Here is a 15887-nt window from a genome sequence, read left to right on the forward strand (position 1 = left end):
TCCCGCTCCTTACTTGCTCGGAACCGCGTCAGCAACCACTTTTGGCTGCTCACCGATTTTGTAAACTTCTTTGATTTCATACGTTACGGTATTGCGAGTAACGTTGAAAAACTTACGGCAGCCAGCCGCATGATCCCAAAGCTCATGATGTATGCCTTTAGGGTTCTTGCGGAAGAACATGTAGTTACCCCATTCTTCGTCGGTGCAAGAATCTGGGTCTAGTGGGCGTGCAATGTGAGCTTGGCCGTGGTAGTGAAACTCTTCTTCTTCACGGTATTCACTACAGTGCGGGCAATAAATATGAAACATGTAATAACTCCCCGTTAGTGTGCTACGCCAGCTGCGCCGTGCTCGTCGATAAGCGCGCCGTTGTGGAATCGGAACATAGAGAATGGCTTAGCCAACTCATGCATTTCGCCTTTCGCAAGAGACGCTGCGAATACGTTGCCTGAACCAGGTGTTGCCTTGAAGCCACCTGTGCCCCAACCACAGTTGAAGAATAGGTTTTTAACTGGTGTTTCAGAGATAATTGGACACGCATCAGGACAAGTATCAACGATACCACCCCATTGACGGTTCATGCGTACACGACTGAAAATTGGGAACATTTCCACGATCGCCTGAACGGTGTGTTCAATCGTTGGGTAAGAACCACGCTGACCGTAACCGGTGTAGCTGTCGATACCCGCACCGATTACCAAGTCGCCTTTGTCAGACTGAGAAGCGTAACCGTGTACGTGGTTTGACATAACAACCGTGTCAAGGATTGGTTTGATAGGCTCAGAAACCAACGCTTGTAGTGGGTGAGATTCAAGTGGCAATTGGAAGCCAGCTTTAGCCGCCATCACACCTGAGTGACCAGCAACGACACAGCCAACACGATCGGCTTTAATTTCACCGTAACGATCTGTTTTAACACCAACCACTGTGCCGTCTTCAATAATGAAGTCAACCACTTCAGTCTGTTGAATCAAATCAACGCCATGCATGTCTGCGCCACGAGCAAAGCCCCAAGCGACCGCGTCGTGACGGGCAACACCCGCGCGTGGCTGCCAAGAAGCGCCCATAACTGGGAAGCGTGCATTTTCAGAGCAGTCTAAGATAGGCACGATTTCGCTGACTTGTTTAGCGTCCAACACTTCACCATCGATACCATTCAAACGGTTAGCGTTTACACGGCGTTGGATGTCGCGCATATCTTGCAAGGTGTGACCTAAGTTCAATACACCACGCTGAGAGAACATCACGTTGTAGTTAAGATCTTGGGATAGACCTTCCCACAACTTCATAGCGTGCTCATATAGGTGAGCTGCTTCGTCCCACAAGTAGTTAGAACGTACGATAGTCGTGTTACGGGCAGTGTTACCACCACCTAGGTAGCCTTTCTCGATAACGGCAACGTTGGTTACCCCAAACTCTTTCGCCAAGTAGTAGGCTGTCGCCAAACCATGACCACCGCCCCCTACGATAATAACGTCGTATTTTTTCTTAGGGGTTGGATTACGCCACACACGTTGCCAATTTTCGTGGTGACTCAAACTGTGTTTCAACAGACCGAAACCGGAATAACGCTGCATTGATCAGCTCCTCATCATGGCAGCCGCTAGGCTGCCGTCAATAACATTTAACTAGCGATAAACAGGGTACTCAGCACAAAGTGCTGTCACCTTGGACTTCACTGTAGCAATCGCCTCTTCTAGGGCTTCCGGCTGATTGAGTACGTCGAGGATATCGGCGATCCAGCCAGCTAGCTGCTGACACTGGGCTTCAGTGAAGCCACGAGTCGTAATTACCGGAGAACCAATACGCAGACCTGATGTCACAAATGGAGATTGTGGGTCATTTGGCACTGCATTTTTGTTCACCGTGATGTGAGCACGACCGAGAGCTGCGTCTGCGTCTTTGCCGGTCAAACCTTGCTTGATCAGGCTAAGTAGGAACAAGTGATTATCGGTACCACCAGATACCACATCGTAACCACGTTCTAAGAACACAGACGCCATCGCTTGGGCGTTCTTCACTACTTGCGTTTGGTAGGCTTTGAACTCTTCGCTCAAGGCTTCTTTAAACGCCACAGCTTTCGCTGCGATTACGTGCATCAATGGGCCGCCTTGTCCACCTGGGAATACAGCCGCATTAAGTTTCTTCTCTAATTCATTGTCGCGTGACACGATCAAACCGCCACGAGGACCACGCAAGGTTTTGTGTGTGGTGGTAGTCGCCACATCCGCAAATGGTACTGGGTTAGGATATACACCCGCTGCCACTAAGCCCGCTACGTGAGCCATGTCAACGAATAGGTATGCACCCACTTTGTCCGCGATTTCACGGAACTTCGCCCAGTCAACAACACGAGAATATGCAGAGAAACCAGCCACAATCATTTTTGGCTTGTGCTCTAACGCTAGCGCTTCTACTTGGGCGTAGTCGATTTCTCCGGTTGTTTCATTCAAACCGTACTGCACAGCTTTGTAGATCTTACCGGAAAAATTGACATGGGAACCGTGAGTCAAGTGACCACCGTGTGCAAGACTCATACCAAGAACTGTATCACCTGGCTCACACAACGCCATGTATACTGCAGCATTGGCTTGTGAACCAGAGTGCGGTTGAACGTTGACATATTCAGCACCAAATAGCGCCTTTGCACGATCAATCGCTAACTGCTCGACCACGTCGACGTGTTCGCAACCACCGTAATAACGCTTCTGCGGGTAACCTTCAGCATACTTGTTGGTCAAGACTGAACCTTGAGCTTGCATCACCCGAGGACTGGTGTAGTTTTCAGAGGCGATTAGCTCGATATGGTCTTCTTGACGAACAGCTTCGTCTTGCATCGCTGCCCATAGTTCGGCGTCGAAGTCAGCGATATTGTCATTCTTAGTAAACATGTCGTACTCCAATAGATCACGTTATGATTCATGTTAGGAAATACAACTTCTATTCACATTTCAAAATGCGCCACCTTGCTTGGCATTTACGACAGTTTGTAATAATTCCCTAAACGCATATTTTTCTGCGCGAATTTTTGGGCTTTAGCACTTATAAAAATACTCGTGCTACCATACACTTAGTATCAACAAAAGGCCCTTTACAAGAGGAACACCAGTCCCATGACAGCATCAACAAAGACGGCTACCACGACAGCACCCAACAAGGGCTTACCGGAGTCGACTAAACCAACAATAAAACGCTGTATGACGGTTGGGTTTATTTTGCAGGAGCACTTTTCTATGGTCGCATTCACTGCGGCAGTAGATGCTTTGGTGACCAGCAACCTAGTAGACACCGACAAACCATTCCATCATGTAACCCTAGGAATAGACACAGAGACAGTTAATAGCGATCTAGGTATCGAAATCGTTACCGGAACCAGTATTACCCGTGAGATGGCAGAACAGAATCATATTTTCGATGTGCTCATTGTCTGTGGTGGGTTCCGCTGCAACCTCGAGAAAAACGCGCTGCTCACCCAATACCTGAAACAGAGTAGCCAAAAGAACGTATATTTGGGGGGATTGTGGAATGGTTCCATTCCTCTGGCCCACGCAGGCCTCGTTACTAATCAAGCGGTGGCTTTACACCCGGACAATCATCCTTACATACATGAACACTTCCCAAACCTAATCATCGCTAAAGACACCTCGGTAGTCAGCGAGAGAATATTTAGCTGCGCTGGCCCAGTCAGCACACTTAATATGATGCTTAATCTAGTTGAAAAACTACAGGGGTTGAAAGTAGCAAGGGCGGTACGTGAAATCCTTAGCTGCGATCAAATAGCGGAGGCACCGAGCACCACGATTCGCGAAGCGGTAAACGAACAGCATTTCCCTGACCCACTCAAACGGGTATTAGAGCTGATGCGCAATAATATAGAGGAACCCCTGTCGCTTGAGGAGCTACTTCAGTACACCAAGGTGTCACGTCGCCAGTTAGAGCGCATGTTCCAAACCTTCATGGAATCGAGCCCATCGCGATACTATTTAGAACTGAGACTCATGCATGCCAGACGACTATTAAAGCAGACGAGCCGCCCTATTATTGATATTGCCATTGCCAGCGGCTTTGTCAGCTCAAGCCATTTTAGTAACTGCTTTAAAGATTACTTTGGCGTGGCTCCTTCAAGCTTTCGCCGCAAAAACAGCTAATATTTCGTGATTAACTCGAAATTTGACAAATTTTAGGCATAAAAAAGGAGGTGCAAGCACCTCCTTAAAAGACATTTAGACATTTCTCTAGATCACCAGCAAGCTGGCTCTCATCGCAGACCGTTCCCCATAAATCATGTACCTACGACATTGAGATATGCAAAAAATGCTTTTTCACCACTATTCAATTGAGAAGACAACAACGCAGCAACAGACCGCTGTGCGCTATAGCCAGTTTCCATTATAGGCAGGGACTGGGGATTCAATTTGCCAGTAACGACAGCAATCTGCTTATTTCCGAAAGGACGAAATGAAAACACCCCGGTCAGGACAAGGCTAAACGGGGTGTTTTTTTCTAAAACTAATATTTAGGCGACTTGGTGGATTGGTCGAGGCAAACTTTGCAGAGAAGCCTCCATAGCAGCCATACCATTAGGTTGATCAACTTTGACACCGAGATCACGCATGGTACTACCAAGCGCGTGCAGTGTACGGAATAAGTTGTGCTCACGGCACTGCTCCCCCATCTGACCAATACGCACGATTGGCTGACCAAATGAGCCCGCTATTTCTACTCGGTAGACTTGCGAAATGTGATGACAAATCTGTTTCGCCTCTAAGCCTTTAGGAATTGTAATCCCCACTACCGAGTTTAAGCGGTCTTCGTTACCGATAAACAATTCAAGGCCGAGTCCTTCAATACCTGCCTGCAGCGCTTTTGAGCAGCGTAAGTGACGCGCAAACCGCTGCTCCAGTGTCTCATCGCAAACAATTTTCAACGCTTCATGCAAAGCCATGATACCTGATACGGGCGCAGTGTAATGGTAGCCGTCACGATGCCAGAAATTCTCAGCCAACTTAGCGTCAAAACACCAGTGTGATAAAGGCGTCTTGCGATTAGAGATGGTTTCCCACGCTTCGTTTGAGAAAGCCACTAGGGATACACCAGGAATCGAGGACAAACCTTTCTGACCGCCAGTGATCACCACATCCACGCCCCACTCGTCCATGTATAAAGGCATAGTACTAAGAGTACACACAGCATCTACTACCACTAAGCAGCCAAACTCCTTAGCAATCGCAGCAATTTCCGGCAAGAAGCGGTTGCATACCGTATTCGAGGTCTCCCCTTGCACCAAACTCAATACCTTTGGGCGAACTTTTGCTAGCGCTTCCCGCACGCGATTTGGATCAGCCGATTCGGTAACAGGCACATGCAATTCATGCACATCTGCTTTGACACGCTGGGAGAGTTCCGCCATGCGGTGGCTAAAGAAACCATTGTTGATGCAAAGAATCTTATCGCCGGGCTCCAACAAGTTCACCGCCGCCATTTCCATCGCCGCCGAGGCCGGACCCGCCACACCAAGCACCCACTTGGATTGGGTTTGGAATACATAGCGCGACATCGATTTCACTTGATCGATGACTTTAGCCATAGTGCTACCCAAGTGATTAATAACCACAGAGTTGGCTTTGGCTACGCGCTCCGGAATCGGTACTGGCCCCGCGCCCATCATAAGCAACGGCTCATGTGGCAGGATGTCATCTAGCGATTGGATTTGCGGACGGGGAATTCCCCTTGATGGTGTCATCATTAGCTCCCAGGCGTATTGTGATTCTAAAAATCAAATCATGTTTTTTACACAAAATCAGAATAAAAACCCAAAAAATCTTTTTATTCAAAATTTTATCCTTGAATCATACTCTAACTGCCCCTTAAAACAGAGACCCGAATGATAAAAGAGTATGAAATACCTTAAACAGCACAAATACGATGATGACCCACTAATTCGCTCAAGAAAAAGCAGGATTTTTCCCTTCCCAATTTCGATTACAGCATTACCAAAAATGCTAGCAACTAGCCGTCATTTCGCATTTTTCTATCAGAATCAACGGACGGATACTATTGAACTTGAGCGACAACCTATTCTCACATTGGCTACGCACTGTATGAGTGCATTAAAAAAACACTCAGGCCAGGCATTTCACTCTGTTCGACTTTTATAAGCTAACGCCTCTTAGAACAAACCTCTAACGCCCAGTTAACAAGGCCTCCGCAGCTATAGGGCTGTAATAAAACTGTTCCCTAATGGGCATACTATGGCGTCCATTTGAAACTGGATTCCAGTACTGGCACCGGAATTGCAAAGATAAAAACCAATGATCACGCCCAATTTGGTGCCTATTTCGGCACTAAAACGGGGGTCACAGAATAAAAGGAGGAAGGCCAGCCCTGTGCAGGCCCCGACGAATATGGCACAACTGTTAGTATTTACAGACTTAGATGGCACACTGCTGGATCATCATGACTACAACTTTGATGCCGCTGTACCTACGCTAAAAACTCTGGCAATGATGGAGATCCCCTGCATCATCAACACCAGCAAGACATTCGCAGAGCTAGTAGTTTTACGTAAAGCGCTTAATTTGAATACGCCTTTCATCAGTGAAAATGGCGCAGCCGTCTGGATTCCAAAAGGCCAGCTTAACTGCACAGAACCCCTCATTGAAACAGATACGTTTTGGCTAAAGCCCTTCGGACCTGCCCGCGAACAGCTAACGGAACTAGCACAGGGATTCGCAGAGCAATTTAGTTTCACCCCTTTCAGCGAACTCAGTAGTGCCGACGTAATGCATCTTACGGGACTAACTGAAGCAGAAGCTGAGGCCGCTATGGAACGTCATTTTACTGAACCGTTGGTGTGGCGCGATTCCCCTTTAGCACTGGAAAGATTTCGTAAGGAACTTGAACCCCATGGCATACAAGCGCAAAAAGGTGGCCGTTTCGTTCACTTAATGGGGAGCCAGTGTGACAAGGCCAAAGCGATGGCTTGGCTCAAAGAACAATATCAACAGCAATCCGCTTCCCCAGTAACTGTGATCGCCTTGGGAGATGGTGAGAATGATATTGGTATGCTCAAAGCAGCTGACATCCCAGTGTTAATTCGCTCGCCAAAACATCTCCCCCCACAAATTCCCGGGCGACACAACATTCTACTGACAGAAAAGTGTGGCCCAGCAGGCTGGTCGGAAGCATTAAATCAAATACTGATAAGAGAGGGCGTCATTTAAAGCCCGGGGCATCGTTCGGTGCCATTCATTTATTTAAGGCAATAGGAGCACACCATGGGCGATTTTTACCAAAATGGCATTATCACCACCTTACACAACCTTTCTCGACGTCCGTTGGAAGATATGGAACAGGAGCTATGTCAGTTTGCCAAACGTCGTCCAATGGCGCTGATTTTGCCCTGTCTTTATTCAGAACTTGAAACCGATGCGATGCCAAATATCATCGCCCATTTACAAAAGGTACCCTACTTAAGCGAAATCATTATTGGCCTCGATCGAGCGACCGAGGAGCAATATCGCCATGCATTAGAGTTTTTCTCGGCTTTACCTCAGCCTACGAAGGTACTTTGGAATGACGGCCCTAGATTACGGGCGATTGATGAAATACTCAAAGGGGAAAAGCTCTCCCCCATGGATCCTGGCAAAGGTCGTAACGTGTGGTTCTGTATGGGGTATAACTTAGCCGCTGGAACAGCTGAAGCTGTAGCCATGCACGATTGCGATATTGTTACTTACGACCGTGAGCTACTAGCTCGCTTGATCTACCCGGTAGCCAACCCAAATTTTAATTATGAATTTTGCAAGGGCTTCTATGCGCGTACAGCTAACGGCAAGATGAATGGGCGCGTCAGCCGCTTACTCGTCACTCCCCTACTGTACTCCTTAAAAAAGGTATTCGGGGATTTGGATTATCTAGAATACTTAGACAGCTACCGCTACCCGCTCGCCGGTGAATTCTCTTTCCGTCGCGATGTGATGACCGATCTGCGCATCCCTAGCGATTGGGGCTTAGAAATCGGTGTACTCAGTGAGATGTATCGTAATTACTCGCTCAATCGAATTTGCCAAGTCGATATCGCCGACGTCTATGATCACAAGCATCAAGATCTCTCCAAAGATAACGACCAAGGCGGCCTTTCCAAAATGTCCATCGATATCACCAAAGCGATTTTCCGCAAGCTGGCCACTAATGGCATTGTGCTAAATCCGGAAACCTTCCGCACCGTAAAAGCTACCTATTACCGCGCCGCCTTGGACTTTATTGAGATCTACCGCAATGACGCTGAAATAAATGGCTTGCGCCTAGATGTTCACCAAGAGGAACAGGCGGTGGAGTTGTTTGCTAGCAATATTATGAAAGCAGGCAATATGTACCTAGAAAACCCGATGGATGCGCCGTTTATTCCTAGCTGGAACCGGGTAATTAGTGCCTTTCCAACCGTGCTGCAACAACTTAGTCAAGCAGTTGCCCAAGATATGGAAGAATTTGGACCAGAGAAATAACCCTTGTCGTTCCCTTAATCTTACTCCGCAGTAGAGGTTTGCCCATGGAATCATCCCCCCTTTCAGCACTGGAGCAGCGTTTAATCAGTCATCTACAGGTGCTATACCCACAAACGGATGCGGGCGAGCTAGCCCGTCAATGCCTGAGCGCTTTAAAACTCGATGCTAAAACTCCCTCCCCACAACCTCACCGTAACATTTGGGATCAAAGGGACATCATGCTAATTACCTATGGGGACACGTTACGCTGGGACGATCACCCTCCCCTAGAAACTTTACATGGTTTCGTCAAAACGCGTTTGAGTGACGCTATTTCAGTGGTGCATTTACTACCGTTTTTTCCGTACAGTTCCGACGATGGCTTTAGCGTGATGGATTACACTACGGTTAACCCCTCCGTTGGGCGCTGGCGCCATGTATCAGCACTAGCACAGGACTTTAAAGTCATGGGAGACTTAGTTATCAACCACTGCTCTAGCCGCAGCCGCTGGTTTGAAAACTATAAGGCCGGGGTAGAACCCGGCGCGAGCTACTTTTATGAGGCTGATCCTAATGCTGACCTAAGTAACGTGGTACGCCCCAGAACCTCACCATTGCTAAGAGAAATACAGACACAAAATGGCATTAAACATGTATGGTGCACCTTTAGCCACGACCAGATCGATCTAAACTTTGAAAATCCAGCCGTGCTATTGGAATTTCTCAGCATCATTTACCAGTATCTTGAGCAGGGTATCCGCTGGTTTCGTTTAGATGCCGTTGCGTTCCTATGGAAAACACCTGGAACCAGCTGCATCAACTTACCCAACACCCACGAGATTATTCGCCTACTGCGCCTGCTAATTGAGCATAAGGCCGAAGATGCCGTTATCATTACAGAAACCAATATCCCCAATCGGGAAAATCTCACGTATTTTGGCAACGCCAACGAAGCCCATCTGATCTATAACTTTTCTCTGCCACCTCTACTGATCAACACCCTAGTTACCGGCTCTTGTGATCACTTGAAGAATTGGCTTATGCGGATGCCCCCAGCTCAACAGGGCACAACTTATTTAGATTTTGTGGCCTCTCACGATGGCGTCGGCTTACGACCTACCGAGGGACTACTCACCGAGTGGGAATTAGATAATCTGATCAACACCATGAAACGTTTTGGCGGCAAGGTAAGCTCACGCACTCTGCCAAGTGGAGACATCAAGCCCTATGAAATCAATATTAGCCTTTGGAATGCCCTGAGCGGCTCTGTTGCCAAGGGCCCAGACCAATGGCAGTTTGCACGCTTTATGTGTGCTGCCGGCATCCAACTGGCGCTTGAAGGTGTGCCAGCACTTTATATCCATTCCCTGTTTGGCACAGAAAATGATCATGACAGAGTCGAGCATACTGGGCAATTACGCTCAATCAATCGTCACATCTGGAATATGGATGACCTAGAGCACGCACTGAACACTCCAACACACCATCAAAAGGTCTTTGAAGCGATGGTGCGACTACTAAAAATTCGTCGCGGACAACCCGCATTCCATCCCAATGCCACCCAGTACGTACTTCATATGGGAGATAGATTGTTTGCTTTTTGGCGCCAAAGTCTAGATCGTAGACAAAGTCTATTCGCGATCTTCAATATCAGTGACGAGCCACAAAGTTTCAATCTTGCAGAACTAAATCTCATCGCCACGGATGAGTGGACCGATTTGGTCTCCGGGCAAAAACATGAAGATTTACTAGGGAAAGTAACCCTGATGCCTTACCAATTCCTCTGGCTGGCCAATAAAGTCGGCAAGCTTAGCGAACCAAATTAGTAAGAGAAGCCAATAAAAACGCCAGCTAACACGCTGGCGTTTTTTGTTTAGCTAAGACTAAAACATAGATTAGATTGCCACTGAACCGAAACTCGGCTCCGCATGGGCATGGTTAAGAGCATGGGCCGCATGAGGAACGTACACCACCTCATCTGATTTACTACTACCAGAACACCAAGCCACTTTACGCTCATCACGAGGCGACTGCCCCAAATGCTTGCGATAACAACGACTAAAGTGTGGTGTTGACACGAAACCACAGGCTGCCGCGATTTCCACAATCGACATATTAGATTGCTTCAGAAGCTGACGAGCGCGCTCTAAACGTAACCGCAAGTAGTAGCGTGATGGCGAACAATCCATATATTTATGGAACATTCGTTCCAGCTGACGGCGAGAAACGTTCACAAAAGCCGCCATTTCATCTAAATCAATTGGCTCTTCTAAGTTGTTCTCCATTAGCTCGATCACATCAACCAATTTTGGTTTGTAGCTGCCGTTGTTGAGCTGACGCAGAGGAATACGCTGTTGGTCCGTTTCGGTACGAATCCGATCACAAATGAACATATCAGAAACCGCATTAGACAGCTTGCTACCATGTTCACGAGCAATAATATTCAGGAACATATCTAGCGGGGCGCCACCACCAGTAGCGGTATAACGACCTTCGTCCATAGAAAACAGACGATTGTTGCAGCGCACTTTCGGGAAGTTTTCTTGCAGTGCAGTCAAACACTCCCAATGGACACTACAGTTGTAACCATCAAGCAGACCCGCGTGAGCAAGCACATAAGCCCCGGTACAGATGCCACCTAGGGTGGTGCCTTTACGGGCACGTTTTTGCAGCCAACTCATTTGTTTTGGGGTGTAAGCACGGGTGATATCTAGTCCCCCTGCCACAATGATCAAATCAAGATCAGGACACTCGTCCAGAGTGGTATCGGAGGCGAGACTCAATCCGTCGCTAGCGCTAACTGGGCCACCATGCTCAGAAATCATAATCCAGCTGTAGAGCTCTTGACCTTTCAACTGATTAGCCATGCGCAGAGGTTCGATCGCAGACGCTAGCGCGATCATGGTGAAATTATCGAGTAGCAAAAAACCAACTCGAGTGACTGGTGCTGCTGCGGGGGTCGCGGCTTCAACATTAGGTAGGATCATGATTGCTCCCTCATGGTAATATCTCCAGCACTATTAGCAAATTTTAGGCCAAATACAGCTAGAGGTCGTAAACTTTTTATTTTATTTATATTACGGATATAGTCGTTTTTAGACAGCTCGAGCCGCTAGTTATCGGCTTAAAAACGACACATATCTGGGAGCGAATAGTAATCTAAGCGTAGCAGCCCGCATGAATGTTTGCGACTGCAAAACGACAAAAAATGCCAGTTTGCGACAGACCATTTTAGGTAGCATTGAAACGATAACTTATGATCATACAAGAATGAAGGAGAAATTTTGCTATTTCCTGCACAACCCATTGATAAAAAAGGGGAAATCGCACATTTTTAGAAAACAAACAGAAATAACGCCTCATAACAGGGCGTTATTCCCATAAATCCCCAATAACCCTGCTATCATCATAATGATGACGCAGTTGTGCCTGTAATAATTCAGCAGTTGCCAAGGCATCCGTCATTGCACTATGGAGCGGGTAACGGGGCAGACCGTAACGACCGCGACTATCGGCAAGACGTATAGACACTGGCTTACCTCCAAGCAAGCGTTTCAGCTTAGCGCCAATTTGTTGGCGATGAAAAAATGCTTCGATCGCCATGGTATCGATCAAGGGGAACAACAATTCATCACCCAAACGTTGCTGCACTTGATGATACAAAAAGTCTCGCTCAATATATTTAAAATGAACGACCACCACTTTTGACGCCAACACGGCCAAAATATCATCCAACACTTCCATGAGGTCAGGGGCCTGCTCAAGGTCAGCATGGGTAATGCCGTGTATCAAAACCGAATCATCTGCGAGCTGTTTTCGTGGTTTTACCAGCCAAGAGCGTGAATCATTTAACTGAATACGTCCGGCGGTAAAAGGCACCATACCCACACTGATGATTTCGTGGACTTCTGGAGTAAGACCGGTGGTTTCAAAGTCCAGAGCCACGAAGCTGGCTTTTTTAATTGGTTGATTGGGGTCTAGCTTACAGGCTTGGTAAAACCGGCGCACAGTGTCATGCTGTGCGCTGGCTTCTTGCGCCGAGCGAAACGACTCCCAATCGACAGAGGAAAAATCGATATCACACATAGGGTTTAGCTACGTTTATAGGGATATTTAAATTTAAGGAAACGCTGACCATTGCTGAGCACTTGAAACGCTTCTTTTAGATTACGGCGCTCGGCGTCAGTCAATTTGTCAGGTTCAATGTTATTGTCTGGAGCATGCCCCTCATCAACATCCTCTGCCTGATGGCTGATCCTAACCATGGTGAGATACTCCATAGCATCCCGCAACTCTCGTGCTCGACCTTCCGGAAGCAAGTTAGCTTTCATTACTGCCTCCAACCGCTCGAATGAACTTCTGGCAGCAGACCCCACTGCGAAAGCATGCACCCGAATTAAGTCAACCAGTGGCGCAGTACCTCTACGCTTTAAATTGATTGTACGACGGTGCTCACCATCACGTTCCATGACAAAGCCTTTAAAAAAACCAAGAGGAGGGGTTCTTAGTAGGGCATTACGAGCCATGCTAGCTAGGAATATAGGATTGTTTTTGGCGCGATCAACGATGAACTGACTAAGTTCATCGGCCCATTCAGTCTTGCCCCAGACCCCTTCTAAATCGAAGAAAATCGAACTATTGAGCAGGGATTCTGGATCAGGCACATCAATCCATTGGGCAAAGCAGTCGCGCCATTGGGTTACAGTTTTACGCCATTTTGGATTGGTCGCCATAATCTGACCGGTACAATAAGGATAACCACACTTATCCAAACCATCGCTAACAAACTGAGCCAGCTCGGCGAAGTAAGCATTGTGTTGAGCCGGATTGTAATCATCAGATAACGCCATCGCGTTATCCTGGTCGGTGATAAGCAGTTGCTCATCTCGGGCCATAGAGCCTAACGATAAGAAGCAATATGGCACCGGTGGTGGGCCAAGCCGCTCTTCCCCGAGCTCTAATAGACGTTGCATAAAACTACGCCCAATGACCGACATAGCACTACCGATCATCGAGGCACTGGCATTATCTTGCACCATGCGCACGAAGCAAGACGTGACATCTTTTGCAACCAACGCCAGTTCCTCCACCGTCTGTTGACGATGAATCAGGCTAACAATATATAAACTGCTCTTTGACTCAAAGCGAACGATATCGGAGATCGCTATTACACCAATAGGACGCGTCTGGGAAGTAACGGGGAGATGGTGTATGTTGCAGCGCAACATAGTCAGCATAGCTTCGAAAACATAGGTATCTTTATCGATGGTGATCGGGGATTTGGTCATCACTTCAACCACCGAACTCTCGATATCAACACCTTGTGATACCACCCGTGTACGCAAGTCGCGATCCGTTAAGATACCCGCTAAACTGCGGTGAACTTCCTCACTGTCGTCTATCGGATATTGCTCCGAAACGACCAACAGAGATGACACTCCTTCCTCCGTCATCAAAGTAGCAGCTTGACGGATGCTGGCATCAACACTAATCCAAACAGGATTGCGTGCAATCAAACTGCCTACTCTGGCTCCAGATAGGGGGCTTTCTTGTTGCTGCTCTTCAACGGTTTTTTTGAGGCGACGCTGCTCGTCTATCTCGACAAAATAGGCAAAGGCTTCGTATTCGTCGCAAAGCTCGTAGAAGAGCGCCTCGGGGATAAAATAAATTAGGGAATCTTCCATGGCCCTAGCTGGCAGACGAACTCGGTTCGCCATGAGCAAACCAAGTTGTCCAAATACATCGCCTTGACTCAGACGATTGTATAACTTGCCATTACGGCGATAGATTTCTACCGCTCCGCTGCGAATGACACAAAAGTCGTGGATTTCATCACCGAACTTGTAAATGTCGTTACCGGAGCGGTAATAGCCTACCTCAAGGCGAGTAGCTAGCTGCTCTAGACGAGCTTGCGGCAGAGCATCGAAAGGCGGGTAGCGCCCAAGGAATTCTGCAATTTCGTAGTGTTCTGCTTCCAATTAGGCGCCCTGCTCTGCTAATTAATATTCGATAACAACGTCTGTCTTTGGCACAGTACAGCAAGATAGAACGTAACCAGCAGCCACATCATCGTCTGTGATACCGCCATTGTGTTCCATGGTTGTTTCGCCTTCTTTTACCAGCACCTTACAAGTACCACAAATCCCCATACCACAAGCTTTTGGAATGTGTAGATTCAGACGAGCAGCAGCGTTGTGTAATGTTTCCCCAGGAACCACTTGTACACTCATGCTCATGCCATTGTTAATGATCTCAACGCGAGTCAAATCCTCGGAAGTCAATGCGTCGGCTTCCGCTTGAGCAACTTCGGCTTGCTCAATGGCATCTTCTACCACTTCCGCAGGCGTCGCACCGAAGGCTTCCTCATGGTAATGAGTCATGTCAAAGCCTTGCGCTTTCAACATAGCTTTTACTGCATTCATGTAAGGCGTAGGCCCACAACAGAAAATCTCGCGATCCATGAAGTCCGGTGCAATCATCTCTAGCTTGGCTAAATCAAGATAACCACGGTAGCCATGCCACGCTTGACCGTTCTCAACGCGCTCAACGATCAAATGAAGTTTGAAGTTATCAATACGAGATGCCATGTGATCAAGCTCACGTGGGTAGATCAAGTCACCTGGCGTGCGAGCGCTATGAACGAACACTATGTCAACTTCACCATTGGTATCAAACCACCAGCGCGCCATAGACATCACCGGAGTAATACCCACTCCACCAGAAAGCAGTAGCACCTTTTCAGATGGGAAGTCGATGCAGTTGAAGTTACCAACCGGGCCGTGTACTGCTAACTCAGTACCGACAGACATATTGTCGTGTAGCCAATTAGAAACCAAACCACCCGGTGCACGCTTCACGGTAATGGAAAAGCTGTAAGGTACGGAAGGGGAACTAGAAATGGTGTAAGAGCGCATTACCTGCTTACCATCAATTTCTAACTCTAGCGTAACAAATTGACCTGGTTTAAAGAAAAACATTACTGGCTGCTGAGCCATGAAGCAGAATGTACGTACATCCCATGACTCTTGAATTACCTTTACACAACGCACGTTGTGACGGCCATTTACCCACGTTTGTGTATTAATCGGCGTCAGGTTATCGGCAGAAGCCGAGGTATTAGTAGGGGTTGTCATAGTCGTTCTCTCTCACAGTGACGTTGGGTTTTCATGTTTTGTGCCATTTTGTTCTGGTACTCGAAACGGCAATTAGCCATTCACGACACTTAGTTGTCCATTGCGGCCAAAACCAGCTATATCAGTAACTACGTAAGTGTTTATAGTCGATTTGCGTATCTGAATACGTCGCGTTTAGGCATTAACATAAACACAACATGGTAGACGATAGCGCCATTACTACAACGGAAGGTAAGCGTTTAGCTTTCCTCAATTTGCTCTGACGAGA

General features: G+C 47.5%; 12 protein-coding genes. 4 read left to right on the forward strand and 8 right to left on the reverse strand.

The genetic code is table 11. The features are described 5' to 3' along the window. Window positions 1–9 precede the first annotated feature (9 nt). Genes FJM67_RS10345 through glyA form a run of 3 tightly spaced genes read right to left on the reverse strand, consistent with a single transcriptional unit; the run spans window position 10 to window position 2891 of the window. Window positions 10–309: a sarcosine oxidase subunit delta gene (locus tag FJM67_RS10345; protein WP_140589042.1), complete on the reverse strand. Its 300-nt coding sequence runs from the start codon at window positions 307–309 to the stop codon at window positions 10–12. A gap of 14 nt (window positions 310–323) precedes the next feature. After that, window positions 324–1577, reverse strand: a complete 1254-nt coding sequence (locus FJM67_RS10350; protein ID WP_140589043.1) for a sarcosine oxidase subunit beta family protein — start codon at window positions 1575–1577, stop codon at window positions 324–326. 51 nt (window positions 1578–1628) lie between these two features. Then, window positions 1629–2891: a serine hydroxymethyltransferase gene (gene glyA, locus FJM67_RS10355; RefSeq protein ID WP_140589045.1), complete on the reverse strand. Its 1263-nt coding sequence runs from the start codon at window positions 2889–2891 to the stop codon at window positions 1629–1631. Between the two features lie 222 nt (window positions 2892–3113). On the opposite strand from glyA, the gene FJM67_RS10360 reads away from it, so the two are divergent. Next, window positions 3114–4148, forward strand: coding sequence for a GlxA family transcriptional regulator (locus FJM67_RS10360; RefSeq protein ID WP_140589046.1), 1035 nt, complete (start codon window positions 3114–3116; stop codon window positions 4146–4148). A 368-nt stretch (window positions 4149–4516) separates the two neighbouring features. Here the strand turns inward: FJM67_RS10360 and FJM67_RS10365 are convergent, their stop codons facing one another. Beyond that, window positions 4517–5746, reverse strand: coding sequence for a pyridoxal-phosphate-dependent aminotransferase family protein (locus tag FJM67_RS10365; protein WP_140589048.1), 1230 nt, complete (start codon window positions 5744–5746; stop codon window positions 4517–4519). 658 nt (window positions 5747–6404) lie between these two features. Between FJM67_RS10365 and FJM67_RS10370 the strand changes: the two genes are divergently transcribed. Genes FJM67_RS10370 through FJM67_RS10380 form a run of 3 tightly spaced genes read left to right on the forward strand, consistent with a single transcriptional unit; the run spans window position 6405 to window position 10312 of the window. Then, complete coding sequence (locus FJM67_RS10370; protein WP_140589049.1) at window positions 6405–7223, forward strand: HAD-IIB family hydrolase; 819 nt, start codon at window positions 6405–6407, stop codon at window positions 7221–7223. Window positions 7224–7277: 54 nt separating this feature from the next. Beyond that, the gene (locus tag FJM67_RS10375) at window positions 7278–8507 is read left to right on the forward strand and encodes a glycosyltransferase family protein (protein ID WP_140589051.1); all 1230 of its coding nucleotides are present in this window, start codon (window positions 7278–7280) and stop codon (window positions 8505–8507) included. 44 nt (window positions 8508–8551) lie between these two features. Beyond that, on the forward strand, window positions 8552–10312 hold the full coding sequence (locus tag FJM67_RS10380; RefSeq protein ID WP_140589053.1) for an alpha-amylase family glycosyl hydrolase: 1761 nt from the start codon (window positions 8552–8554) through the stop codon (window positions 10310–10312). A gap of 69 nt (window positions 10313–10381) precedes the next feature. Here FJM67_RS10380 and gbdR read toward each other — a convergent pair whose 3' ends face one another. The 4 genes from gbdR to FJM67_RS10400 form a co-directional block, all read right to left on the reverse strand. Next, window positions 10382–11473 carry a choline metabolism transcriptional regulator GbdR gene (gene gbdR / locus FJM67_RS10385; protein ID WP_140589054.1) on the reverse strand — a complete coding sequence of 364 codons (1092 nt, stop codon included), beginning with the start codon at window positions 11471–11473 and terminating at the stop codon, window positions 10382–10384. Between the two features lie 385 nt (window positions 11474–11858). Continuing rightward, the gene (locus FJM67_RS10390; RefSeq protein ID WP_140589056.1) at window positions 11859–12572 is read right to left on the reverse strand and encodes a 3'-5' exonuclease; all 714 of its coding nucleotides are present in this window, start codon (window positions 12570–12572) and stop codon (window positions 11859–11861) included. Window positions 12573–12577: 5 nt separating this feature from the next. Beyond that, window positions 12578–14464, reverse strand: a complete 1887-nt coding sequence (locus FJM67_RS10395; protein WP_140589057.1) for a DUF294 nucleotidyltransferase-like domain-containing protein — start codon at window positions 14462–14464, stop codon at window positions 12578–12580. 21 nt (window positions 14465–14485) lie between these two features. Then, complete coding sequence (locus FJM67_RS10400) at window positions 14486–15619, reverse strand: hybrid-cluster NAD(P)-dependent oxidoreductase (protein WP_140589059.1); 1134 nt, start codon at window positions 15617–15619, stop codon at window positions 14486–14488. Between the last annotated feature and the right edge of the window lie 268 nt (window positions 15620–15887).

Origin of the sequence: Maribrevibacterium harenarium (genome assembly GCF_006385675.1) — a bacterium.
Taxonomy (GTDB): domain Bacteria; phylum Pseudomonadota; class Gammaproteobacteria; order Pseudomonadales; family Marinomonadaceae; genus Marinomonas; species Marinomonas harenarium.

Coding starts and splice junctions, on each gene's coding strand:
- FJM67_RS10345 (WP_140589042.1), bottom strand. CDS start 309: ATGTTTCATATTTATTGCCCGCACTGTAGTGAATACCGTGAAGAAGAA.
- FJM67_RS10350 (WP_140589043.1), bottom strand. CDS start 1,577: ATGCAGCGTTATTCCGGTTTCGGTCTGTTGAAACACAGTTTGAGTCAC.
- glyA (WP_140589045.1), bottom strand. CDS start 2,891: ATGTTTACTAAGAATGACAATATCGCTGACTTCGACGCCGAACTATGG.
- FJM67_RS10360 (WP_140589046.1), top strand. CDS start 3,114: ATGACAGCATCAACAAAGACGGCTACCACGACAGCACCCAACAAGGGC.
- FJM67_RS10365 (WP_140589048.1), bottom strand. CDS start 5,746: ATGATGACACCATCAAGGGGAATTCCCCGTCCGCAAATCCAATCGCTA.
- FJM67_RS10370 (WP_140589049.1), top strand. CDS start 6,405: ATGGCACAACTGTTAGTATTTACAGACTTAGATGGCACACTGCTGGAT.
- FJM67_RS10375 (WP_140589051.1), top strand. CDS start 7,278: ATGGGCGATTTTTACCAAAATGGCATTATCACCACCTTACACAACCTT.
- FJM67_RS10380 (WP_140589053.1), top strand. CDS start 8,552: ATGGAATCATCCCCCCTTTCAGCACTGGAGCAGCGTTTAATCAGTCAT.
- gbdR (WP_140589054.1), bottom strand. CDS start 11,473: ATGATCCTACCTAATGTTGAAGCCGCGACCCCCGCAGCAGCACCAGTC.
- FJM67_RS10390 (WP_140589056.1), bottom strand. CDS start 12,572: ATGTGTGATATCGATTTTTCCTCTGTCGATTGGGAGTCGTTTCGCTCG.
- FJM67_RS10400 (WP_140589059.1), bottom strand. CDS start 15,619: ATGACAACCCCTACTAATACCTCGGCTTCTGCCGATAACCTGACGCCG.